The organism is Pontibacter sp. GD13 (assembly GCF_058216355.1).
This window is the reverse complement of record NZ_JBYZMQ010000003.1, coordinates 95,148-119,100: the sequence shown is the minus strand read 5'-3', so window position 1 is coordinate 119,100 and position 23,953 is coordinate 95,148. Positions and strand designations below refer to the sequence as shown.

At 50.1% G+C, this 23,953-nt stretch carries 15 protein-coding genes and 1 tRNA gene; 8 read left to right on the top strand and 8 right to left on the bottom strand.

Going from position 1 to position 23,953, the window contains the following annotated elements; all coding sequences use genetic code 11:
• Window positions 1–423: 423 nt before the first annotated feature.
• The 3 genes from AC4BAN_RS06965 to AC4BAN_RS06955 form a co-directional block, all read right to left on the bottom strand.
• The gene (locus AC4BAN_RS06965; protein WP_490563666.1) at window positions 424–1,383 is read right to left on the bottom strand and encodes a PorP/SprF family type IX secretion system membrane protein; all 960 of its coding nucleotides are present in this window, start codon (window positions 1,381–1,383) and stop codon (window positions 424–426) included.
• Between the two features lie 2 nt (window positions 1,384–1,385).
• Window positions 1,386–5,054: a DUF8696 domain-containing protein gene (locus AC4BAN_RS06960; protein ID WP_490563665.1), complete on the bottom strand. Its 3,669-nt coding sequence runs from the start codon at window positions 5,052–5,054 to the stop codon at window positions 1,386–1,388.
• Window positions 5,055–5,429: 375 nt separating this feature from the next.
• Entirely contained in the window at window positions 5,430–8,096 is a 2,667-nt protein-coding gene (locus AC4BAN_RS06955; RefSeq protein ID WP_490563664.1) for a CehA/McbA family metallohydrolase, read from the bottom strand.
• Between the two features lie 561 nt (window positions 8,097–8,657).
• Here AC4BAN_RS06955 and AC4BAN_RS06950 point away from each other — a divergent pair.
• A complete protein-coding gene (locus AC4BAN_RS06950) occupies window positions 8,658–9,761 on the top strand; it encodes a PAS domain-containing sensor histidine kinase (RefSeq protein WP_490563663.1) in 1,104 nt (367 codons plus the stop codon).
• A gap of 12 nt (window positions 9,762–9,773) precedes the next feature.
• Here AC4BAN_RS06950 and AC4BAN_RS06945 read toward each other — a convergent pair whose 3' ends face one another.
• On the bottom strand, window positions 9,774–10,157 hold the full coding sequence (locus tag AC4BAN_RS06945; RefSeq protein WP_490563662.1) for a response regulator: 384 nt from the start codon (window positions 10,155–10,157) through the stop codon (window positions 9,774–9,776).
• Between the two features lie 440 nt (window positions 10,158–10,597).
• Complete coding sequence (locus tag AC4BAN_RS06940; RefSeq protein ID WP_490563661.1) at window positions 10,598–11,710, bottom strand: PepSY-associated TM helix domain-containing protein; 1,113 nt, start codon at window positions 11,708–11,710, stop codon at window positions 10,598–10,600.
• A 203-nt stretch (window positions 11,711–11,913) separates the two neighbouring features.
• On the opposite strand from AC4BAN_RS06940, the gene AC4BAN_RS06935 reads away from it, so the two are divergent.
• On the top strand, window positions 11,914–14,274 hold the full coding sequence (locus AC4BAN_RS06935; RefSeq protein ID WP_490563660.1) for a TonB-dependent receptor: 2,361 nt from the start codon (window positions 11,914–11,916) through the stop codon (window positions 14,272–14,274).
• Between the two features lie 336 nt (window positions 14,275–14,610).
• On the opposite strand, the gene AC4BAN_RS06930 is transcribed toward AC4BAN_RS06935, so the two are convergent.
• Entirely contained in the window at window positions 14,611–15,339 is a 729-nt protein-coding gene (locus AC4BAN_RS06930) for a DUF4382 domain-containing protein (protein WP_490563659.1), read from the bottom strand.
• 287 nt (window positions 15,340–15,626) lie between these two features.
• Here AC4BAN_RS06930 and AC4BAN_RS06925 point away from each other — a divergent pair, with 287 nt between their 5' ends.
• From AC4BAN_RS06925 to AC4BAN_RS06910, 4 genes are all read left to right on the top strand, one after another.
• Window positions 15,627–16,211 carry an RNA polymerase sigma factor gene (locus AC4BAN_RS06925; RefSeq protein ID WP_490563658.1) on the top strand — a complete coding sequence of 195 codons (585 nt, stop codon included), beginning with the start codon at window positions 15,627–15,629 and terminating at the stop codon, window positions 16,209–16,211.
• A gap of 94 nt (window positions 16,212–16,305) precedes the next feature.
• Window positions 16,306–17,055, top strand: coding sequence for a hypothetical protein (locus AC4BAN_RS06920; RefSeq protein WP_490563657.1), 750 nt, complete (start codon window positions 16,306–16,308; stop codon window positions 17,053–17,055).
• A gap of 762 nt (window positions 17,056–17,817) precedes the next feature.
• Entirely contained in the window at window positions 17,818–18,555 is a 738-nt protein-coding gene (locus AC4BAN_RS06915) for a hypothetical protein (RefSeq protein ID WP_490563656.1), read from the top strand.
• A 585-nt stretch (window positions 18,556–19,140) separates the two neighbouring features.
• A complete protein-coding gene (locus AC4BAN_RS06910) occupies window positions 19,141–20,022 on the top strand; it encodes a DUF7281 domain-containing protein (RefSeq protein ID WP_490563655.1) in 882 nt (293 codons plus the stop codon).
• Between the two features lie 75 nt (window positions 20,023–20,097).
• Here AC4BAN_RS06910 and AC4BAN_RS06905 read toward each other — a convergent pair.
• Both AC4BAN_RS06905 and AC4BAN_RS06900 read right to left on the bottom strand, forming a co-directional pair.
• Window positions 20,098–20,170 (bottom strand) — tRNA-Met (locus AC4BAN_RS06905).
• 96 nt (window positions 20,171–20,266) lie between these two features.
• Window positions 20,267–22,027, bottom strand: a complete 1,761-nt coding sequence (locus AC4BAN_RS06900) for a BamA/TamA family outer membrane protein (protein ID WP_490563654.1) — start codon at window positions 22,025–22,027, stop codon at window positions 20,267–20,269.
• Window positions 22,028–22,210: 183 nt separating this feature from the next.
• Here AC4BAN_RS06900 and hemW point away from each other — a divergent pair, with 183 nt between their 5' ends.
• Together hemW and AC4BAN_RS06890 are read left to right on the top strand one after the other, a co-directional pair.
• Entirely contained in the window at window positions 22,211–23,362 is a 1,152-nt protein-coding gene (gene hemW / locus AC4BAN_RS06895; RefSeq protein WP_490563653.1) for a radical SAM family heme chaperone HemW, read from the top strand.
• 82 nt (window positions 23,363–23,444) lie between these two features.
• Entirely contained in the window at window positions 23,445–23,870 is a 426-nt protein-coding gene (locus tag AC4BAN_RS06890) for a hypothetical protein (RefSeq protein WP_490563652.1), read from the top strand.
• Window positions 23,871–23,953 lie beyond the last annotated feature (83 nt).

The window sequence follows — 23,953 nt, the reverse complement described above, 5'->3', positions numbered from 1 at the left end:
GCGAAAATTGAATTTATAAGGCTTTCTTTAGTTATCCCCTTTTTTCAGACGCTGATTTTTGTTGCCCCATAACAGACTTGCCAAAGAATAAATAGAATTTTATCAATATCACAAAGCAGCGGCGCGCAAAGGTACTATAAGGGCGCACACTTGCAAAAGGAATGCAATAATATTTTGAATCCTTAATATAAAAAGAGGTGGGGGAAGTTTATAGACTTAACTGGATGTTGTTTGGATCGGCGCACAAAGGCTTAACTAATAGCTGGTTGCCATAAATGCAAAAGGGCCAATGCACACTTGTCAAGAGCCTGCAATCTGGGCAAAAGCTGTTTATGGTAGCCTGCGTACAACTTTGGACGGCCCTTAGGCCATACTTGTAGGGAGCCGATGTGAGAGGAAGGCTACTTTAATGATGAAGGGGTATTACCAGATCCATTGTGGACAGACAATCCCACGCGGATTGAGCAGCTTAAAGCCTACCACCACTTCGTGCGTACCGGCACTTACCCTGTTCAAATTAGAGGTAGTGGCGTCATAAGAGTAGGAGACATCCAGCAACGGGCTCACATATACGCCTACCATAGCCACCAGCGCGTCGTTGTGGCGATAAGACCCGCCTACCCAGAACTGCTTGTTATACAGCACCCGCACGCTTGCATCGAAAGAGGCGGGGCTGGGCGCGGCCAGTTTTACCATCACAGACGGGACCACATCCAACTCGGAGGTTGGAGAGAAGCGGTAGCTGCCTGTTAAGAAGTAATGCCGCTGCAAATTCAGCGCAGGCTCGCTGCTGCCTTCGGGCCCAAAGCTACCGGCATCCTCCAGCAGTTGCGCGCCGGCCACACCAACCGAAAGGCTTTGAGAGTATACCCAAATCCCCAGGTTGAGGTCCAGCACGTTGTTACCAATGCTCCCACCGCCCAAAAGCGGGTCGCCTGGGTTCGTAAGCTGTAACTCACTTGCGTTTATACTATTCCGGATGACACCTGCCGCAGCGCCCGCCGACACGTTTATGGAGCGCGTAACCGGTAGGTGGTAGGCATAGGAGCCCGTGAGGCCGGAGCGGCGCAAAGGCCCCGTTTTATCTGTATGGAACGAGACGCCTACCCCGTGGTGCGCGACGCCTTTGTGGTATTTAGTGCCAAAGGAACCCTTGTTCAGCGGGGTATGCGCCGTCAGGTAATAGGTAACCGGGGCCCCATCCAAACCGACCCATTGCCGCCTGTTGCTCACGCGCACATCCGCGTAATCCTCGATGCCGGTAATGGCAGGGTTAAGCAGGAAATTATTGAGCATGTACTGGCTGTATTGCGGGCGCTGCTGGGCATTTGCCTGCAGTGCCAAAGTCGCAAAGATTAATATGGTTAATAGTATTCGGTTCATTTTTAACGGATAATGGTCACGTTCCCGGCAATCGGCTTCTCTGACTTGCTGAGGTAGATCATGTAATAGTAGGTGGCCACCGGCAGGTTCTCCCCCTTGTAGGTGCCATCCCAGGGCGTGCCATACCCCTCAGACGTGAAGATCAGGTTGCCCCAACGATTGTATATTTCCACCCGCACTTCCGGATAGTTCTCCACATTGCCTAGTTCCCATACTTCATTCACATTATCCCGGTTGGGGGTAAAAGCATTGGGGATAAACAGTGCGGGTATCACCTCCACCGTCACTTCGTCGGTGGCTACGCAGCCCTCGGCGGTCGTAACCGTTACAGTGTAGGTAGTCGTCTCATCCGGGCGGGCAATCGGGTTAGCGATGTTCGGGTTATTCAGCCCTGCGGCCGGTTCCCATACATACGTTGTGCCCCCTGTAGCCCGCAACTCGGTAGTCCTGCCCTGGATAATGGTAACGTCTTCGCCTGCATTCGCTTCGGGGGTAACTACCGTTACCATGGCCACTGTGCGTGTAGCGCTGGCACAGGCCCTGTTGTTTACTGCAGCCACATAGTAGGTGGTGTTCTGAAACAGCTCCGGTGTGGTAAAAGAAGGGCCTACAAAGATCGGATCCCCTCCTGTAGCGGAGGTAAACCACTGGTAGGTGTTGCCGTCCGCATTGGTCACCGTTAGGGTAGCCGAGCCACCTACGCAAGCCCTCGCATCTTTTACGGTGAGTACCGGGGCGGTAGGCAAGGGCAGGATCGTGATCTTAACAGCTTCGGAGGCACTCTCGCACTTCTGCAGAATAGCAACTCGCCGGAACCAGGTATCGCGGGTTAAGGCCGGAGGCGAATAAACTGGCCCGGTGTTGGGTCCGGGGGCAGGCGTAAAGCCAGCGTCTGGTCCACTTATGCTGCTTTCCCAGCGGTACGTAACCCCACCCGGAAGTATACTTCCTGTTAAGGCCTGCGGCGTTTCACCGGAGCATACCTCCTGACTGGCGGCAATGCTATTGCCCGTAATCGGTGGATTGACTCGCACGGTGGCTGTAGCGCTGGTATCGGCCCCGCAGGCAGCAGAGGTTACCACCCTTTTAAAGTAAGTAGTTTGCGTTAAGCGCCCCGGGGTATAACTCTGCGTGCTGTTTGGGTTAGCAGCTGGGGTAAAGCTCCCTGCCGTACCGGTGCTGCTGCTCAGCCACTCATACGTATAAGTGCCTGATCCGCCCGTTGGGGCCGAGCCTGTAAGGGCCTCAGGAATGCCGCCGGAACAGACTTCCTGGTTGGGCGGTGTAATGGTATTGTTGGCCAGCCGCTGGAAAACAGTGATCTTGACCGGGGCAGAAGGCGCTGTGCACTCACCCGATGTGATTTGTCGCCGGAACCAGGTTTCGCCTGGTTGTAGGTTCTGTATGGTATAGTTTGCCATGTTGTTTGGCGCCGGGGCAGCAATAAAGCCGGTGTTCGGCCCTGTTCTGCTTATTTCCCATAAAAAAGTATACGGTGGCCCAGCCCCCCCTGAAGGCTGACTGCCCACTAACTGCTGTGGGGTATCGCCCTCGCATATCTCCTGTGGCGGACCAATGGTATTGGCCGAAGCCGGCACGGGGTCTACGGCCACTACCTGTACCGCACTGCTCGTATCAGCCGAGCAGTTGCCCGAACTGACCACACGCCTGAACCAGGTGGTTGCGGCAATTGGGGCAGGGGTATAGTTTTGATTGTTGTTGGTGCCGCTGGCAGCTGTAAAGCCTGCATCGGGGCCTGTGGTGCTCTGGAGCCAGGTATAGTTGTAAGGCGTGCTGGTGTCTCCTCCTGTCGGCATGCTCCCTTTAAGCTCTGCCACCACGCCGCCTTTACAAACGTTGCGGGTAGCGTTGCCCTCTATGGTATTGTTGGCAATTCTCTCTCTTACCGTGATCGGTATTTCGCGCAGTGGGCTAAGGCACGTTACCCCGTTGGCAGTGTCGAGGGCGGCTAGGTAAAACACCTCTCCGCCTGCAAGTGCAGGTGTGGTAAAGGTGGGGGCTATGGCCACAGGTTGTGCGCCGGGCACGTTGGTATCAAACCAGGCAAAAAGCGGACCTCCTCCTGTGGGGGTTAAGGTTACTACATCGCCTGCACACACGATGCCGGGAGGTTGCACCGATGGGGTGGTGGGTTGTTTCAGGATCACGTACTCGATGGGTGTGGACTGCCCGCCGGTAATCTGGTCTGAATTGCCGCACTCGTTTTCCGCGACCACGGTTAGCACATAGCGGCCCGGAATATCAAAGTTAAAATTGAAGTTGAAACTTTCTGAGCTAAAGGTTTGGGAGAAGTTTTTCGGGCCTTTTATACTTACTGCCACCGTAACCTTCTCCCCTAAATTTTTATCTACCAGGATACTCCCCGCACCGGAGCCGCCTCCGCCGCCGGCAGGTCCGCTGCTACTGAACCTGATGGCGGTAGGCCCGCAAAAAGTACCTCCGGATGGCGGCTGCACCTGTGGCCAGCCTACCACGATCCCCTGCGAGGCAGTATCGCTGTCGCATCCATTACTCACAATCTGCTCGATGGTATACACCCCAGACTCGGTGAATTTGAAGACCGGTGCAGCGGAAGAATCATTGCCTGTCACAAAGATCCAGCCCTGCTCTGGCTGCACCGACCATTTATAGGAAAGTCCTTGGCCGGAGGCCGTATCGGTTGGTGTTACAATTACAGGCACGCAGGGCGGAAGCTGATCTTGCTTTTCCCGTTGCTTGTCTATCTCGAATCCTGCTTTGGGATTTTTACTGACAACATAGGTCTGGGTAAAGGTTTCAGGGCACCCGTTGCCTGCCAGTGCGGTGATCATGATTTTAAATTCGCCCTCCTTCGTGTAGGGGTTGGGGTTGGAGATCGGGAAATCGGAAGCACGGTAGATTACGGGTGCACTGCCGTCGCCCCAGTTCACGGTATAGCTTCTGATATCTGCTAAGTAAGGGGCTTGGGTAGTGTTCGTTATTTCTGCCGTTACCTTTATGTCTTTATCTGCAATGGAATCTTTGAGGCAGGTTAAAAAGTTGTTTTTCTCTGTAAAGGAAATCTCCGGCAGGCGCTTTACCTGCACATCGCGCAGCACCGGCTCCGACTCGCAGCTTGAGGTTGAGCTGGTGGCAAACACTGCTACTGTGAAAGTCTCTACGCCTGTGCCTCTTACATCGTAGGTGTGGGTTATTTCTGCGCCCCGGCCTGTGCTGCCATCCCCAAAGTCCCAGGTGTATACCAGGTCGGGCATCGGCGCATTGATAGAAAAAGTAAGGGGCGTGCCCGAGCAGGCAGTAGTAGAGGGGTCTACGATAAAGCCCGGCGGGTTGGGGCGGGGATCTACAGTGATAGCTGTTCCTGCAGAAACGTTTGTGGTACAGCTGCCTCCTGAAACCCGTACCTGGTAATTGCCGGCAGTGCTCACCTCAATGGTCTCCCCAACAGAGCCCGTTAGGTCGATGCCGTCTCTGATCCATTGATAAGTAAGCCCCGCGCCTGCGCCTGCCCTTAGCGTTGTGGTTTCGCCTTCGCATAAAGCAGTTCTGCCATCTACTGTTACAGTAGCCGGGCAAGGTGGCGTTTGCGCCACTGCCAAAAGGGAGCTGCCCAGCAGCACGCACAGGGATAAGATACAGGAGTAGAGGTGCTTCGGTAAATGAAGACGCATTCAAACTTTATTAAGGGGTGAAGTCAAAGCCTTTCGGCTTATTACATTACGACAACAATATATTCTAAGGTTCACATTTCACATATCCTTAAGCAGTACCTGTGAAATTGCAGCAATAAAAAGATAGCCGGGATAGATGTACCTACTGGCAGAGAGCCAGGGACAGAAACACGATCGCTCTAGACCTCTATTGCCAAACTCTGTAAAAGGTTACATAGCAACATCCTTTTTTCCCAAATGTTTATATTCTAACGCTTTTATAATCAGCAAAATTGTATAAGTTTCCCCAGCATCCAGTGCCATAAAAAGGCCGGGCCGTGCAATTTTATTTGCACGGCCCGGCCTGGGTACCTTAAACAAATCCGGATAGCTGATTTATCGGATAACGATCTTCTTGCTTATCGTTGTGGCACCCATCCGAACCTGCAGCACATAAAGGCCTTTGGCCACATTGTTCAGCTCTAATTGCTTCTCTATGTGGCCATTTGCACCGGCCATGTTCTCCTGCCAAACCACCTTTCCTGTCAGGCTAATAACGCTAATGTTCACCTGCCCTGTTTTTGCCAGGTCGAAGGATACATGCAGGTTGCCACGCGTTGGGTTGGGCCAAACGCTGAACCTCACAGCTTGGCTTATATCTTCCTTGGCGCTGAGTACGGTGTTATCGTCGCGGGTATACCAGATAGGCGACGTGATGGTTCTGCTGCCATCGTCTTCTGTAATATCCAGATAGTAATAGCCCGTGGCCATGTTTGCCAGGTTGTTGTCTGTGTAAGCCAGGGTTGGGCCATTGCTGCTGGCAATCTGGGTAGCATAAACACCGCTTTTCGGCACCCCGTACATCAGCTTTATACTTGTAACAGGAGATGTTGTCTCGGTATTTACTGAAATATTAGGGGCGGCTCTGTCGGTAAATATACTTCCCATGGGCTGCGAGTTGATCGTGAAGTATACTTTGGCCTCATAGTCCTGGGTAGCGTAAAAGCGGATGCTCTTCATGGCCTCCAGCAGGTAGTCTTCGGTAAGTTCCGGGGCCAGCACCACCAACCTGGAGCGGGCGGTGCGCCCAAACGTTAAGTTGTGGTTGTCATGATCTATGGTAGGGCCCAGGTAATACCCTTTGCTAAGCATTCTGTTATAATAACTCAGGTAGCTCATGCTGCTGCCGGGGTTCGAGTAATCGGTAAACGTAGAGAAAGCCGGCCCGGATTCTACTGCAGAACCGATCACGGCTTTGTCACACAGCTCGTCGTAGCTAGCTGCCAGGTTGTTATAGTCTGAGGTGTTGGGGTGAGCCAGGTAGGCAATGGCGTTGCCGCCGTGTTTGTTTATCCGGTTAAAAAGGCCTGTCGTGCCCGAATAGGTGCTTTTTGGCACATAGATCTGGTATTGCCCGCTTTCCCAGTTCACCAGGGAATCTAACCCGTAAACGATCACGTGGCCGCCTCCGGAAATCGTGCCCCACTCCATGCCATAGAGCGCCACAAAAGTGCTGGTGGTGGCCGCTTTAGCTGCATCCCTTCCTGGCTTCCAATTGGCTAGTTTCATGCCTGCCCCTGTGTGGTTGTGCTCACTTATACCCAGAAAATCCATGTGCATGGATTCTTTGGCATAAGCATAGTTATCTACCGGCGTTTTGGTAGCATCGTCTTTGTTTCCGTCAGAATAGCTGCTGTGCGCGTGCATGTTGCCGTAGTAAAAGTTATAGCCGCCTGTGTTCTGCTCGCGGGTTTGCTGCGAACCGGTCAGGGGGGTGCTCGTCAGGTAAACAGGTCCGCCTGTGCAGCTGCTGCTTACAGCAAACACATAGAAATAATAAGTCGTGCCTGGGTCGAGGTTGCTTTGCAAAAAGGAAGTTGCAGCACTTTGCTGCACTACCCTGCCGTTGCCTATGCTTGCGCCTGCGGGGTAGCTGGTGCCGTTAGCGGGCAGGGCAGACAAAGTAGCGGAGGCGCTCATCACCACCAGGTACTCATCAACCCCCGAGTAGGCATCGAACTTACCCTGTATTTTAGAGGAGGTGAAGGAGGTAATGCCAAAATTGGCAGCCTGGCCGGCCGGCGCAACACAAGCTGGAGGCGTGGTAGTGGCCTGAACGCCCACAAGCGGATTTGCCACCTGGTAAAGCGGCCCACCGTTACATGAAGAACTGTTTTGGGAATACACGAAGAAATAATAAGTTGTACCCGGTGTTAACCCAGAGGCCGTGAACGCAGCCGCTGCATTACGGCTAACCACTACTCCGCCTCCCAGGTTTTCTCCGGGGCTATAGGATGTGCCATCTGCGGGTTGGGCTGTAAGTGTGTTTGCAGTGCTTCTGATCACGAGGTATTCATCGGTTCCGGACGCGCCTGTAAAGGAGGCCGAGATGCTTACAGTGTTCGTGGCCCCGAACACCAGGCCCGATGGCTGGTTTGCCGGGGTAACACAGGCTGGCAGGTTGGCGGCAATGTGCACGCCCAGGCGGTTTGAGTCATCCAGTCCGTCTGCGTCCTGCACGGTTCCGATCGGGGTGCTCGTCCATTCGGCCAGGGTAAACGCTGGGTTGGTGCTTAAAACACTGGCATTTCTAACATAGCTGATGTCTTTGGCATTTATGCCGTTCCCGAAGGCATCCAGTACATTGTCAGCCGCATCCAGCAGGGCAATACCATCATTTCCGTTAAAGTTTATGACGCTGGAAGATGTTAGTGCGGCACTGCCTGCCGTCAGGTAGGGTACTTCTGAACCGTTATTTGGGTTGCCGATCAGTACCGAGCCATACGCAGGTATGATCACGTTAAGAGCGAGGGTGCTGGATGGAGTGCCTGCAATGGCGATGTTACCGGTGTCGCCGCTTTTTTGCCAGGCGGCCAGCTTGAGCTGGGGTGAGGCGGTGTTTATTTCTGAGCCGCTTAAATTGGTTAGCTCAATCCATTTGTTTACGCCCGTACCCTCGTAGTACTGGGAGATAATGACCTGTGCATTTGCCGAGAGACCCGGCAACACACTACAGGCAAGCAGCAAGAAAAATAAGACTTTGGCAGGGTAACTTTTCATCATTCACTAACATTAAGGGTAAAATAAGGCATACAAGTTTTGCAATATTTCCCCCAAGTGGAAGTAAAATCAGTTATTAAATTATTAAAATCGAATATTCTATATTTTGTCTTAGATATATTACAAATACAAAGTATAGCCATGTTGCTACATGCGCTCTTACTGAACATGTTAACTTAATTTTAAGGCAGGTTGACGGCTTAAACCCGCAGCGGATAGCAGGGAAGATTTGCCTGTTAATTCAAGTTGTGATTTATTTCATACTATGCATGGAAGGTGTAAACCCACCCCTACCCCCTCCAAAGAGGGGAATTACATGCACGAGTACCCCCCCTTCCTCGAAGGGGCTAGGGGGGTAATTGCGACTTGGGTTATTAGCTTCTTATATTAAAACCGGCACCTAATCCATTGGCTACTAACCAGAAAAAGAGCTTAAAACTTTGCTATGCTTTACGTGGTGTACAGCGCAGGAAATTGAGTGCCAAACGAGATGGCAAAAGCTTCGTATAGTAAAGAACTTCCTAAAATTTTATTCGAATCACCCTTACCCCCTTAGAAATGCTTATGCCAAGCACAGATAGTATAGCAGACGCCAGTATGCTTAAGCAAATTGTAGAAAAGTTTAGCCTGGCTTACTTTGCGTTAAACACCAGCACCGGAACCTTTGCCTATCTGCACGAGGCGATGGAGCAACTCACCGGCCTTCCACTCGAGTCGATCCGGCAGGACCCGAAAAGCTTGCTTACGGTGGTGCACCCCGACGATAAGGAGTTTCTGTATCAGCGTTTTTACAAATTAGTGGAGCAGCGCAAAGTGCAGCTGCAACTGGAGTGCAGGATTGTGTTGCCAAACGATGGGGTTAGGTGGGTGAGCATTTCGGCTAACCTTTTCCAGAATGCGCAGGGAGAAGCTACTGTGGGCGGCTACGCCGAAGATACCACCACCACCAAAGAATGCCTCGAAAATATTCAGAAGTTTAACACCAAGAAAAATTCTACGCTGGAGATTCTGGCCCATGACCTGGCAGCTCCTTTCGGTAACATAGAAGGCATCAGCAACCTTATTAAAAAGCAGATCAGTACCAGCCCTGCAGACGAAACCCTGCAGGAACTCCTGAACATTATAGAAGAGGACGCCCGCAAAGGCTCCAACATGATAAGCGACTTTATCAACAATGAGTTTTTGGAGTCGTCGCAGGTGGTGCTGAACAAAGAACGGGTAGACCTGCTCGAGAAATGCCGCGTATTAGTGGACAACTACCAACAGCGCAAAGACCTGATGGATAAAAACTTCAGGATTGAGGCACCCGACCGGGCTATTTTTGTGCACCTCGATGTAATGAAGTTCATGCAGGTGCTCAACAACCTTTTCTCGAACGCCATAAAATTTACCCGAAACAACGGCACCATCTCCCTCACTTTAGAAGAGCGGGTATCGACTGTGTTGCTTACTGTAGCCGACGACGGCATTGGTATTCCTGCCAGTCTGCAGCCTTATTTGTTCGATAAATTCACGAAGGCCCGGCGGCCGGGTCTCAGAGGAGAGAAATCTGTAGGGATGGGCATGTCGATCATCAAAAACATTGTGCAGCTGCACAACGGCAAGATCTGGTTTGAGATAAAAGAAAACGAAGGGTCTACTTTTTACATTGAGATTCCGAAAGAATAAAGGAGCGCTTATTTAATGAAGCACCTCCTGCAACATCTCTTTTGTAAGGGGCTTCTGGAAGTATGCGCTTACGGCGTAATGCTCCCCCATCTCGCGGTATTTGCGGCTGCCGTAGTAACTGAGCAGGGCCACTTTGGTGTTAGACAGGCCGGGGTGCTGCAAAGCTTTATAGTGCTGCAGAAAATCAAAACCGCTGAACTCCGGCATCACGATATCCAGCAGAATTAGCTCGGGAATGTTGTTGTTTCGCACGCAATCCTCCAATATTTCCAGCGCTTCCGGCCCACTGGTTGCCAGGCAAACATCGTTTCCCAGCCCTAAAGAATTCAACAAATCCTGAATCAGGTACTGGCTCGAAAACTCATCATCAACCACTAATATTTTACAACCTCTCATCCTCTTAGTTTCTTTGTAGCGCCTTGCTATCGCTAAATCCTGCACAATGTACGAAATATTATCCAACCGCTAGACGAAAGGGTTGAATCGCATTTTTGGCTGCACCAAATTAAGCCACAGCCAAGTGTATGCATCTGATTTATTTCAATGCCTGGATGAGTCTTTGGTGGGCAAGAAGCGGCAAGTGGTCTAAAATAAAAAGAGCCTGACTCATTTCTGAATCAGGCTCTTTTTGGTAGACCAAGACACTCAAATATCTAACTTTTTGCAGAAAGACTTGATTGCTATCGCAGAGTATTACCGTTCATCCCAAGAATCAAGAATAAAATAAAGTCAACAATAGATTTAAGGATAAAGCAGCATGCCCAAAACTCTCTTTTTAAGAATTTACACTAGGATGTATTAACCGCCAGCACCAAATAAGTATTACAATCAGTTAATTACACCACCTTACTCGCATACACGTAGCGAGCAGGAGCCTTGCGCTGATGCGCTCTTTTATCAGTTTTATGATCTTTAAGTCTCCAGATAAAGAAGCCTGAAACAGCGAGCACTCCAGGCATCAGGCCGAAAAAGCTATAGAGCAGTTTAACAGCTAGGCCGGCATAGTCTCCAAAATGCAGCGGCTTGAGCACCGTGATGGCTCGCTCATGCCACGGCTTGTCCCGCACAAAGCTTGCACTTTTCACCTCACCAGAACTCAAATCTACCTGCAGATTGCTATATGTTGCCCCATAATAAGCTGGGTCAGATTTTAGCCGACCGAGCACCGATAAGTTTCCGCCTGCAAATCTGAGGTAGTTTACCTCAAACTCCGGATAGTCCTGCATCACCTTTTCAAGCACAGAATCGACAGAGATTATTGCTGGTGAATTAGCAACTGGGCCTGCGCTTGCGGGGGCAAGGGCGCTTTGTACAATGGTATAAGCTATATAGGTGCCGGTAATGCTCAGCAAGAGGTTAAACACCAGACTCCACACCCCAACAACCCGGTGCAGGCTGGAGAAAAGATAGCGCCTGCTTTTGAAGGAAATCCGCTGCCTGAACGTAAGTACTTTCAGAATGGATTTACGGTACAGCAGAAAGCCCGTGATGGAAAGTACAATTAAACACAAGCCACCTAACAGCACTATAATCTTGCCGGGTGTGCCTGATAAAAGATTGTAATGAATATCCAGCAGCACATGCACCAATCTTTTGTCTGCACGCGCCACTGTGGCCAAAGTTTGACCAGTTTCCGGATGTACAAAGATCCATTCTCTGGTACTTCCCTGCCGGACCTCGTACTTCAACGCCTGCATAGGGTCCTTCGGAAGCTCAGGCACCCGGATGTCACCTGGCGGGTAATCAGCAAGTATACGCTTAATGGAATTATCAACGATAAGCTTGTTTGCTGGTGCCGGTAACGTAGCGAAACGGGCAAACTGGGCATGGTCAATATCGTGGTGGAATACTAGCACTGACCCTGTAATACTGCTAATAAGAAGAAACACGCCTGCCAGCAGGCCCAGCCAGTGATGAATGGAAAATGTTATTTTAACCCGCTTTTTCAAATCTTTTAAATTTATTCACATCATAAAATACTTTGTCCTTACCAGTTTGCAAAGCCTTGGTGCATTAGAATAGGAGCAAAACTATAGCGAAATGGGGTAAGGTCAAAAGCTTATTTAAAATTATTCTAAATAATATTTGTCTTTTTGAATTTACGCTTTACTTTTGCCGGATATATTATTTAAAACCATTCTAAATAAACTTCATGAAAAAAAATATACCCTTACTGATAGCTTGTTTCTTGCTTTCAATCAGTGCTTTTGCCCAGACAGGCAGCATCAGTGGCAGCGTTTATGATGCCGAAAATAATCCTGTGCCTTATGGCAACGCCTTCCTGCAAGGCACCAGCACGGGAACAGCAACTGATGCAAATGGTGCTTTCCTTCTGGAAAGGCTGAAGCCCGGGACATATAAGCTAGTGGTGTCTGCGATAGGCTTTGAGCGTAAGACTAAAACTGTTCAGGTTACAGAAGGCATCGTTACGGAAGTTCGGGTGACTTTGTCTCCGAGTCAACAGGGGCTTAACGAAGTAGTTGTCTCGGCCAGCAGAACACCCGAGACCATTGATCAGGTGCCTTCTTCTATTACTGTACTTTCCAGAAAAGCGATAGAACAGGACATGCTTGTAAGCACCAATATCATCGATATACTCAGCAATAAAGTGCCAGGGCTTGCTCCCAGCACCAGCACCAGCAGTAACTGGGGGCAGACCTTGAGAGGCAGGGCTATGCTGGTAATGATCGATGGCGTGCCGCAATCAACTCCCCTTCGTAACGGTGCTGTGGACATGCGAGCCCTGGATCCGGACGCGATCGAGCAGGTTGAGGTTATTAAAGGAGCCACGGCCATTTACGGCAACGGTGCAGCAGGCGGACTTATTAATTATATCACCAGAACGCCGGTTCAGCAAAAACCATTTTCTTCTAAAACTTCACTCGGTATGACTGGCTCTCTGGTGGATGCTGACAACAGCATCGGGGCAAGGGTTAGCCAGATGTTCTATGGTAAGACTGGTAAATTTGACTATGTGCTGAGTGGCGCTTATGAGCAGACAGGGGAATGGAAAGATGCTGAAGGCGATGTGCTTCCGCCTGACTACGGACTGGGTGAGACGGATTCCTACAATGGCTTTGTGAAACTTGGCTACGATATTACATCATTCAACCGTGTACAACTGACCTATAATTACTATAGCAGTGAGCAGAAGACAAACTATGTGCCGCAGTATGGCAACTACCAGAACAGGCAGAAGAGTACAGCCGTGCTGGGTGAGACGCTTGGTGTGCCGCAGGGTGTGCGTTCAAATCACAACCTGAACCTGCGCTTTTCCGGAGAGCACACTTTCCTGAACAGCCGCTACGAAGCAGATGCCTACATCCAGTCAGTGGACAATGTCTTTTTCTGGTCTCCTGCTTTCGAGTTTGGGGGGCAGTCCATGATTTCTTCTGTGAAAAAAGGAGCAAGGGGTGTCCTTACAACGCCATATAAGATCAGCTCTGCCATTGACGGAGATGTCACTTATGGACTTGATGTGCTGAACGATGTAACTTCACAACCGCTGGTCGATGGAAGAAGCTGGGTGCCGGAAATGAACATGATGAATGTAGCGCCTTTTGTGCAGCTGAAGACTACCATTGCCGAAGACCTGATCCTGAAAGGTGGTTTCAGAGCCGAGAAGGTGAGTATTTCAGTGGATGACTACACCACACTCAGAACTGTGAATACAAAGACCGGAGAGATAGACAATCCAGGGTTTGCGGTCAAGGGCGGCGAACTGGGCTATAACGCTTATCTTTTCAATGCAGGATTAAGATATAACAAGTTTGAATTATTTACTCCGTACGCCAGCTTCTCGCAAGGGTTCTCAGTGGCTGACATTGGCGTGCTGCTACGCTCGGCCAGAGTGGATGACATCAATAAGATCAGCACAGAAGCAATTGTGATCAATAACTATGAAGTGGGCTTTGTAAGCAAGTTCAGCAAGATAAGATTTGAAGGAGTTGGTTTTATCAGCACCTCTGAACTTGGTGCCAGCGGACTCTACAAAGACGGTGTGTTTGTGGTGATGCGTACGCCGGAGAAGATCCATGGTTTTGAGGCAACTGCCGATGTTGCTTTACTCGACAACCTGAGCTTTGGTGCCACTTATTCTTATGTGGAAGGAAAGATGGATGTGAATCTGAACGGCAAGTTTGATGACGCCGAAGATGTTTACCTGGGAGGCGAGCGCATCTCTCCCCCGAAGTATACTGCTTACCTGCGCTACTCGCTCCTGGATAATAAGTTAGGCTTTAACCTGCAGTACACGGGCATTGGTGACAGAGAAAGATTTGAGTTAAATGAGAAAGGCACCTATAACTTCTATCAGGGGCCGGTAGAGTCTTACCAGCTGGTGAATCTGTCTGCCAGCTATAAACTAAGTGGTAACACAACAATCAATGTTGGTGTGGAGAATATTTTCAACGAAGACTATTTTCCTGCCCGCTCCCAGTGGTTCACAGGGCCTAACTTGTACACGAAGGGCAAAGGGGCAGCGTTTAATGTCTCTATGGTAGTGGAGCTGTAGAAAGTCAAGATTAGTTTTGTTTCTTAATAGGGCTTAGCCAATAGGGCAGGCCCTATTTTTTATTAAAAGTATTTTATATGAGCGTTGCTTAGCTTTATAAGCTTAAGATAATCAGGAGTAATAACAGAGAAATTTGTCAATCTTATCGAACGAAAAAAGCCGCTTCACTATATGTGAAGCGGCTTTTTTGCTGAGGTAGACCAAAGCACTCAATTATCGAATATCATCCATGATAATTTAGCTGCCTTTGCTGATTTCTGTCGGACATGATGTTATTGGCCAACTTACATGAAGCTGAATGTTGGGGGCCTAAGAAAGGCCTTTGGGCACATTCTTCTATTTATCGTCGATTAGGTCTGTGGCGTTTTCCAGCGCATCCTTCAGCAGGTCGGCCAGCCACTTGTTGCCGTCGGTGTTTTTAGGGTCGATTGTGATAACGCCGTCACCGTTACCATCGCGGGCCTGCGACAGGTCCACGCCACTAGCCGAGTTGAACAGCAGCCCCAAATTGAAGTTGATGATCACCTCCAGTGACTGACCGCGCAGGGCGATGTCCTTGTTCACGTCCTCGAAGTCGATCTCGAACTCTTCGTCCGTGTCGTGCCAGAACACGAAAGGCGTGCCGTTGATGGTGCCCGATGCCTGCACCGACTTGTTGTACATGGTGTTGCCTTCAACCTTGCCCTTGTGCAGCTTGAACTCAATCTCCTCGAAATTACCGTTGGGGATGCTTGTTGAAGTGAGGGCTTTGCTGAGGGCGTCACCCTGGGCGTTTAGCAGGTCTATCTCAAACGGGCCATAAAGCTTCACGTCATCATAGACATCCTTCACCTCTGACTCATCGTCCTCCTTGTCATACTCAAACTCTATCTCCCGGATGTTGATCTTGAACTCGTCCAGCGTCACGCCGGCGCTTCCCGCAGCAAGCCGCCCACCAGAGGAAGTCGGGTCCAGCGTGGCCTTCGCCACAACAGTTACATCGGAGACAGGGCTCTCGGCGTCATCGCCGCAGGCAACCAGTCCCAGCGCCAGTGCGCCTACCATAAAGAGTGATCTTGTTTTCATAAAAAAAGTCTTTTGTTTTATGGCAAGACATCGCCCGTCTCCTTTTCGTTGGAATTGCACCGAAAAATATTTTTGGCAGCCTATATAGACGAGCACTATTGCTTTCCCTTCCGGGCCAAAACCGCTGTAGCATCGCAGATCCGGCTTTCTGGAAAGGTTGTTTCTAGCTTTGGTACTGCCCAAAGTATCAGTAGGAAAAAATATTTTGTACTCTTTCCAACATATCAGACCCGAAGAGTATCTTTGAACAGTAGCCCGGTAATGCATGCTGCCACCCCTAAGCAAACATGAGTGAAAAAGAGCTGATAGAGAGATGCATCGCCCATGACCGCAGGGCGCAGGAGACGCTGTACAGGCAACACGCCGACAAGATGTACAATGTCTGCCTCACCTACTGCAGGGATGAGGATGAGGCCTGTGATATTTTGCAGGAGGGGTTCATCAAGGTGTTCCGGAGCCTTGGCTCCTTCGGCTTCAACGGCTCCTTTGAGGGATGGGTACGCAGGATCATGGTCAACACCGCGCTGGCCTCTTACCAGAGGAGAAAAAGAGATCAGGAAAGTAGCGATGCCTATCATGGTTTTGCGGAGACGGCAGTGGACGACACAATAGACCACATCAGCGCCGGGGAGCTCATCGCACTGGTGAATGAGCTGCCGGCCAAGGCCGGCATGGTGCTGAAGCTGTTTGCCATAGAGGGGTACGACCACCGGGAGATAGCCGAACTGATGGGCACCTCCGAGGGCACCTCCAGGTCACAACTGAACAGGGCGCGGTACCTTCTGAAAGAGGCCCTGGAGAAGCGGGAAACGAAGGTAATCCCTTTTCCGGTTCAGGCGCCCGTCCAGCAACAAAAGGAAAATGAGAGATAGTAGCCACAGCCCTATGAAGAAATATGAAGCAACCACCGCAGTATTCCAACGTTTTGCCCCTTGCGCTGGTCTTTGTTATGCAGGTTTGAAGAAAATGAACAAGAATATAAACTTATGGGAAATGGCCAGGGGAAGCAGGGTGCTCATGGTACTCCTGGTTCCCTTGCTATTGTTTTCGTGTGAAAAGGAGGAGGAGTTCAAAGTACCCGTGGATGTCGGCTTTTACGTGGACATCCAGCGGACAACCGATGCCTCCAGTCCCCTGCGGGTAACAGAGGGGCACATGTTACTATCTTCCTTTGAGTTTGAAGGGTATAGGGAGCAAGCTGCTGATGTGCGCTTTGAGAAAGAGTTTGAGAAGGGGCTGCCGGTTACCTTCTCGCCAGACCAGCCGGTTGGTGAACTACGCTTTCAGATCCCGCAGGGCGTCTACAGCCGTATCAGCATAGCGCTTGAGACGGCCAGCGAAACCGAAGACGATGAGGATGACAAGGATAGGGAGACAGCCGGGTTGGTAATCAAGGGCATCTATCGGTCAGAGAGGGGAGGGGAATACCCATTTGTTTTTGAGCTGCAGTCTTCTGAAGAGTTTTCCCTCAGGGCCAAGAGCCGCACCGACGGAGACCAGGTCGTGTTGAAGAAAGAGGCCCCGGCCTCGGCCTATATCAAGCTGAACCCTATATTTTGGTTTCAGGCCGTGCCCCTGTCAATGCTTGAACAGGCGGAGATAGTTGAAGTGAACGGTGTACGCACCATCCTTATCAATGAGGAGGTAAACGAAGGCATCTACGACATACTGGAAAAAAGAGTGGGGAAAGCCGCCGAGATACTTTTCGTTTACTAAAGGTCTAAAAGGGAGGATTTTTAAAAAAGCATGCAAGAGAAGGACGACAAGCTGCACGGGAAGATCAAGGGCAGCTTTAACAGGATGGACAGGAAGGCTCCCCCCTTTCTGTGGGAGAGGGTGTCCTCCTCTCTTGACGCTGTGGAGCAAGACTCTGCGGAAGGAAGTCCGGAGTCGGACCCTGTTTACCGGAGGGTGCGGTGCAGCTTTGCCGCAGGAGACGGGAGGCGGGCGCTGGCCCACGTGTGGCAGGCTGTTAACAGGCAGCTGAACATCGACCTCGTGTGGACAAGGATTGACAGGGAGCTGGACGGGCACGGCAGCGATGTGAGGCCGTGGAGAAGATGGGCGGCAGCCGCATCGCTGCTCCTGTTGCTTTCCTTTGCCTCCGCTTTTTACTACCAGCAGAAGACCCCTGCTTATCTTTCCGCAGGAAAAGCGCCAGATACCGCAAGATCTGAACGTGGAGGGGCTTCAACAGCTCCATCCACTCAACAAGCTAAGGAGAGCGAAGGGAGGGCGCTTTTAAGTGAAAAAAGGGCTGTTCAAAATTATAGATCTCTGCCATCTGAAGCCGGGGCAATAGATGAGGCTGTGGCTAATGAGCCAAGTTTGCTTTCACTATCGAAGCAACGAGGCTTAGCATCTGTCAAAGGGCTTCCATCATCGGCTGGAGTTGAAGAGATGCATAGTGTAACCGCCTCCGCTAAATCATCCTCTTCCTCAATACCGTCCCAGCCTCGCAGTTCACACTTAGCCCATGTGCATGAGAAGCTCAATACGCGGGGAGTGATAGCTGTCTCGTCAAACCTGCAGGGGCAAGTGATGGAGCCAAGGGTTGTGGAGTTACGGTCATCCGCTTTACGTCCGACTGCTGAAAAGGAGAATAAAGGAAAGCAAAAGGCGGGAAGGCGCACTGAATTTGGAATAAGCTGGGCTTACAACAACAGTCGGCTATTGAACAACGAAACGAAGAGCAGCCTGGAGAAAGGAAGCCTGATCTCCACTAGCCCAACCTTCAGGCGAGCTATCGGCTTAACGTTCCACTACCCAATAAGCGGAGGGGGCTTCTTTTCCACTGAGCTTCACCTCTCCGGCAGCGGGCAGGAGTATAGCATGTTCGACGGGGGCAGCTATCTGCACAAGGAGCTTGACCTGACCTACTATAAGCTTTACGTACAGTACCAGCACAACTTCCTGCGGCACAGGGAATCTATCTTCTCCGATCTTACCGCCAAAGTGGGGCTGTACGGGGGATTATTACACCAGAGAGAGGGCGAGCTGAGGGCCATAGAGAGCAGCTACAGCAAGTCAGACTACGGTGTTCGCCTTGCCCTGGGGCAGGAAAGGCGCATCGGGCCAGCCACGTTGGGCTATGGACTGAGCGTGGAGCGGGGACTGGAGAACATCTTCCTTGGCAGCGGCAGCGTTCCCTCCCGCTTCAACAGGACCTACACCCTGAGCATCGGACCCTACCTTAACCTCAGGCTCCAAAGGTAGACTGGAGGATGACTTGGTAGATTCAAACGGAGCACAACAGGCACTGCAGTAGTATCTTGTAATAATAGTATTTACTTTCGTTAAGCAGATGTATGAAACTGGAGAAGTGTAAGAAAGCTTCGGTTATGACAGGAAATTTATGCCATGTTCAAATAATTGTCTCCTGTTCTACACGACATACTTCTAATACTCCAATGAAATTTCACTTATTTGACGGGCAAGTGCTGATTTATATACTCCTTTTAGAAGATGAAGCTGTATAGAGTTTTTAAAAATAGCCAAAATATCCGAAGGAAATAGACTCTAAGTGTAGAGTCACTCCAAAATCCAGAAGTCATAGGCCAGAATCAGAAGTGTATATTTGCTAACTCTGCCCGCTTAAAACCAAAAAACGGTAATAATCAAAAACTCTAAACAGGTTCAATGTAAAGGGTATACTGAAGTTTGCCAACGATCGAAACATTTTATTAATCAATAGCTCTCCTACATCCTACAACGCCATGGATTACCGTTATACTTACTTATTAGCTAAAGATAGCAGAAACGTAACTACGGTAAAAAAACTTGTAAAAAACATTCCTGTTAATGAAGCTGTCTAAGGCGCTAGCAAAAAAACTGTTGCAGCTGTGCCAAGGTGAAAAGCTGCCGGCAAGTAAACTAAATTATCCGCTAGTAAGTGAATTAGTGGAGGAGGGTATTATTGTTGACAACCGCGCAGGAAGATCTAAAAGTGTTTTGTCCCTCCCACGGCCAGAGGAGCTCAAAGCCTTTTTGTTGAATAGGTATGCCATAGCCAATCTGGAGAACTATATTCAGGTATTAAGTGATGAAGTTAGTAGATCACAATTGGTGCAGATAGCTGCAGATTCTAAGATAAAGAAGGTTCGTACTTTTAAAGGTTTCTTGGTGAATTGCTACGAACCTGTACATTCTTCTCTGCATGAAGCAAGCTACCTAATTACTCCACCTGCCGGAACTTTTCAATTTATTTATGAATATGAATCTTTTGTGCCACATCCGGATGTTACAATCGTGGGAATTGAAAATCCAGAGAATTTCAGTCAGGTAGATAGGCAACGACATCTTTTTAAAAATATTCATCCGCTTTTCGTGAGTCGCTATCCACAGTATCAAAGCAAAGATCTGATCAGGTGGCTTAAGACTATACCTAACCCTTATCTTCATTTCGGAGATTTCGATTTTGCCGGTATCGGAATTTATCTTCATGAGTACAAGCGGCATTTAGGATCCCGCGCTACCTGGTTTGTTCCGGAGAATGTGGAATCATTGCTCGTAAAGTGGGGTAGTAAAAACCTGTACGATATTCAGAAGATCACCTTCGATCAAAACCTGATCGAGGAACCTGCAATACTTAGCATGATTGAGCTGTTGCATAAGTATAAAAAGGGACTGGAGCAGGAGGCGTTGATTATTAACAAATCAGTGGAAGGTGATTCTGTTAGTTAGTGATTTAACCAAACGAGATAAATTATCGAACAAAAAAGCCGCTTCATTTGACATGAAACGGCTTTTTTACTGAGGTAGCGGGAACAGGACTCGAACCTGTGACCTTTGGGTTATGAGCCCAACGAGCTACCAACTGCTCCATCCCGCACTGTTATACTCCCGAAGAGTATGATGCAAAAGTAGGCTTTTGTTTTATACCATGCAAACTATATTTACTATAAAGAGCAAAAAAAGTTACTTCTGTCTAAAACCTGCTGGTTATGCCAAAGTGTATCTTCGAATACTTAAAGGAAAGGGGTTGCTGCTCCGACTTGCCTAAAGAATAGACCAGCTGAAAAATGCCTGCTCCGGTGCTAAAGCTTATTCCTCCGCCAACCCCGAAGGGCAAATCTTCCGCCAGCGAGTTCTCCAGGTCGCTCCGGTAGTAGCCCTGGTCATAAAACAGCAGCACATACGAGTCCTGGGCTGTGAACAGGCGGTACTCCAAGGTCCCCACAGCGTAAGAAGAGGCGTAGAAGAAGTACTCATCAAACCCGCGCAGCGTGTTCAGGCCGCCAAGCCGGTACATGTCGTTCAGAAAGATCTGATCGTTGAGCAGCGCCTCGCCCCGCAGGCGGGTAAGCAGGGCACTGCTCTTGCCCACTCTAAGGAAATTCTCCAACCGCAAGCCCAGGCTCAGCTGCGATGTTTTAATGTGCAGCGTATCGTAAAAGCTTTTCTCAAGGTCGGCGTTGCGCAGCAGCTTTTTATTGCCGGCGGCCACTTGTAGCTCTACCAACCTGCCCCGCTTCGGAAAGTAAAAGTCGTCGAGGTTGTTCCACAGGTAATCAACACCATACGTGTTAGTGCGGGCATCGGCCAGACTGAATTGCTGCAGGCTTTGCGTGTTGGCCGAGGACAGCACGCGCGAGTTGCGCCATTCGGTAAACACACTGAACTTGCCATACTTTAAAGTGTAGTAAGCCAGTTGCACGCGGGGCTGAATGGTAATAAAAGAGGAGTCCTGTTTGAGAAGGCTGAAGTTTGTGCCCAGCTCAAACGGGGTGCCGAAAAGGTTGGGGTGCAGGTACTCCCCGTTCAGGATAACGGAGCCTTTGTTTACCCGGCGCCAGTGCAGCCCCAGTTGCTTGCCGGTGCCCTGTATGTTGCGGATATTCAGGTTCGCCTCGCCCGTTATCAGCAGCTTGTCCTTGCGGGTGGGGTCCGGCAGGAAACCCACCACCCCATCGATCTGGTTGGCTTGCCGGTCTTCTAAAAAATAATACACCTTGGCTTTGTCGCGGGCGAAGCGCACCTGCGGCGGACGGGTGGCCCGGATGTAGGGGAGTTGCGTCAGCATCCGCTGCGAGGCGTTGATCTGGTCCTGGTTATAGATCTGGCCGGGCAAAAGCTGCAGGTAGCGCATCAGGAATTTGGGCTGCGTTTTGGTGTCTCCTACAATGGCCAGTGAATCATAGGTGACCACAAACGCCTTTTCCACCATCAGGGTGGCCTCTATCTTGTTTTGCGCTATGCTAACGGAGTCGAGCCAGACCGAGGCGAACGGATAGCCATTGCGCTCGGCGTAGGCCAGTATACGTTTCTGCAGCTTTACGTACTCAGCTGGCTTAAAAGGGGTATTGCGGTAGAACTTCTCCCGAAAGCCAGATTCCATTAAAATGCCTTCGCTTAGGTTCCCGCTGCGTAGCCGGGCCCATGCAAGCGGCTGGCCGACAAATAGTTTCACGTGGAGCGTGTCGCGGCGCAGGTACAGGCTATCCAGCGAGGCCAGCAGGTAAGCATCCTGCTGCAGCCTGTACATCAACTGCCGGGCTTCCTGCGCTGCGGTGGCAGAGTCGGGGAAGGCGGTGCGGTAGCTGTACTGCTGTAGTACTGCCTGCCCACTGGCATCCGGCGCGCTTATTTGCAAGCTTACTTTCTGCTTTGCGCCGGGTGCCTGCGCCTGCAAGCCTATCGGTGGCAGCCACAGCAGGAAGGCAAGAAGTAAGGAGGCTTTTTTGTACATTTGTAAAGCGAAAGTATGGTGCTCAATCGGTTTATAGCAGGGTTAATACAACATCCGCCATGCTACTGTAAGTAATTAACGCATGCTTAAAGCCGATTTTCGTTGCTGAACAGGCAATGATTGAACAATTAAGTAATTATATGCATTAATTCTTTAGCAACTTAACTCCTAAGCACTTTAAAATTGGCCGGAATCTATCTCCACATCCCTTTCTGTAAGCAAGCCTGCCACTACTGCGACTTCCATTTCAGTACCTCCATGGGGCTAAAAACGCAAACTGTGCAGGCTATCGTCCGGGAGCTTGAACTACGGGCCACCTACCTGCAGCAGCAACCTGTGCACAGCATTTATTTTGGAGGGGGAACGCCCTCGCTGCTAGACCAGCACGAACTGCTGCTGCTGCTGGAAACAATAAAGCGGCTGTACATAGTTTCTGCCGAGGCGGAAATAACCCTGGAGGCAAACCCCGACGACCTGACGCCTGCAAAATTAAGCGCCCTGAAAGAAGCAGGCATCAACCGCTTGAGCATTGGGCTGCAGTCTTTCCATGAGCCGCACCTGAAACTGATGAACCGCGCCCATAACGCTGTCGAAAGCCTGAAAAGCGTGCAGGATGCCCAGCAGGCGGGTTTCAACAATATCTCCGTTGATCTTATCTATGGCATTCCGGCACCCGACCATGCTATCTGGCACCACGACCTGGAAACACTTTTCGCATTGGGCGTGCAGCATGTGTCGTGCTATGCCCTGACCATTGAGCCCGATACTGCTTTGGGCCGCTGGAGCAAGAAGGGCAAATTTAAACCTGCAGACGATGATTTTACGGCGCAGCAGTTCGAAACCTTACTGGAGCAAATGGCACAGCATGGCTTTGTGCAGTACGAGATCTCAAACTTTTGCCAGCCGGGTTACGAGTCGCGGCATAACAGCAACTATTGGTGCGGCGTGCCCTACCTGGGTGCAGGCCCCAGCGCCCACTCTTTCAACGGCCCCTCGCGCCAGCACAACGTGGCGCACAACCGCAAATATGTAGAGTATATTCAGCAAAACGTCATCCCCTGCACCTTAGAAACGCTCTCCATTGCCGACCAGGCTAATGATTACCTGCTTACCACCCTTCGAACCATCTGGGGATGTGATCTGGCTAAAATGCGTGACCTGTTCCAATACGATGTGCAGGCAACCCACAGCACTTACCTGCACGACCTGGAAGCAAAAGGGCATGCGCGCCTTGAAAACGAGGTATTGTACCTGACAGACTCAGGAAAACTACTAGCAGATCAGATTACACTGGATCTGTTTCTGGATGACCTACCTGTTTTTTTCACAAAATAATAACATGCCGCAAGGGCTACTTTTACAAATTGTTAGTATATTTATAAAGTTTGAACATCGGTATACCGTGTACTTCTTTTAAATGATGCCTCCCACCACTGTGCAATTGAATACTTTGTTTGAGTCGGATTACTTTCTGATTGAGGCAGCTCTGGAACACTCGCTTGTGCGTTCGCAATGGAAGCGCGCCGTAACGAATGAGGAGATAGTGGAAGGCGCCATGGAGCTAAAAAAGATCCTGGAGTCGAACCGGATAAAGTATGTGGCAGCTAATGCACAAAACCTCAACAGCCTGAGCACCCCAACAAAAGAGTGGCTCTCCACCACATACTATAATGTATTGTCGCATACCGGTATCAAGAAACTGGCCCGGATACTTCCGCATAATCTTTTTAAGCAAATAGCCCTGGAGTCCCTTATCACCAGAGCCGACGCCTTGTCGCCCTTAGGCTATGAAGTGAAAAGCTTCCAGGATGAGGAGCCGGCACTTGCCTGGCTTCTCAGCTAAACCCGTGCAGCTTATCTCCTGGGCTGGGTTTAGGCCTCTTCATTTTCTTTATTAACTATATTCGGCGATATTAGCAAGGCTAA

What these genes read in the sequence shown, in the direction of transcription:
- AC4BAN_RS06965 (WP_490563666.1), bottom strand. Translation starts at nt 1,383, where the DNA reads ATGAACCGAATACTATTAACCATATTAATCTTTGCGACTTTGGCACTG.
- AC4BAN_RS06960 (WP_490563665.1), bottom strand. Translation starts at nt 5,054, where the DNA reads ATGCGTCTTCATTTACCGAAGCACCTCTACTCCTGTATCTTATCCCTG.
- AC4BAN_RS06955 (WP_490563664.1), bottom strand. Translation starts at nt 8,096, where the DNA reads ATGATGAAAAGTTACCCTGCCAAAGTCTTATTTTTCTTGCTGCTTGCC.
- AC4BAN_RS06950 (WP_490563663.1), top strand. Translation starts at nt 8,658, where the DNA reads ATGCCAAGCACAGATAGTATAGCAGACGCCAGTATGCTTAAGCAAATT.
- AC4BAN_RS06945 (WP_490563662.1), bottom strand. Translation starts at nt 10,157, where the DNA reads ATGAGAGGTTGTAAAATATTAGTGGTTGATGATGAGTTTTCGAGCCAG.
- AC4BAN_RS06935 (WP_490563660.1), top strand. Translation starts at nt 11,914, where the DNA reads ATGAAAAAAAATATACCCTTACTGATAGCTTGTTTCTTGCTTTCAATC.
- AC4BAN_RS06930 (WP_490563659.1), bottom strand. Translation starts at nt 15,339, where the DNA reads ATGAAAACAAGATCACTCTTTATGGTAGGCGCACTGGCGCTGGGACTG.
- AC4BAN_RS06925 (WP_490563658.1), top strand. Translation starts at nt 15,627, where the DNA reads ATGAGTGAAAAAGAGCTGATAGAGAGATGCATCGCCCATGACCGCAGG.
- AC4BAN_RS06920 (WP_490563657.1), top strand. Translation starts at nt 16,306, where the DNA reads ATGAACAAGAATATAAACTTATGGGAAATGGCCAGGGGAAGCAGGGTG.
- AC4BAN_RS06910 (WP_490563655.1), top strand. Translation starts at nt 19,141, where the DNA reads ATGAAGCTGTCTAAGGCGCTAGCAAAAAAACTGTTGCAGCTGTGCCAA.
- AC4BAN_RS06900 (WP_490563654.1), bottom strand. Translation starts at nt 22,027, where the DNA reads ATGTACAAAAAAGCCTCCTTACTTCTTGCCTTCCTGCTGTGGCTGCCA.
- AC4BAN_RS06890 (WP_490563652.1), top strand. Translation starts at nt 23,445, where the DNA reads ATGATGCCTCCCACCACTGTGCAATTGAATACTTTGTTTGAGTCGGAT.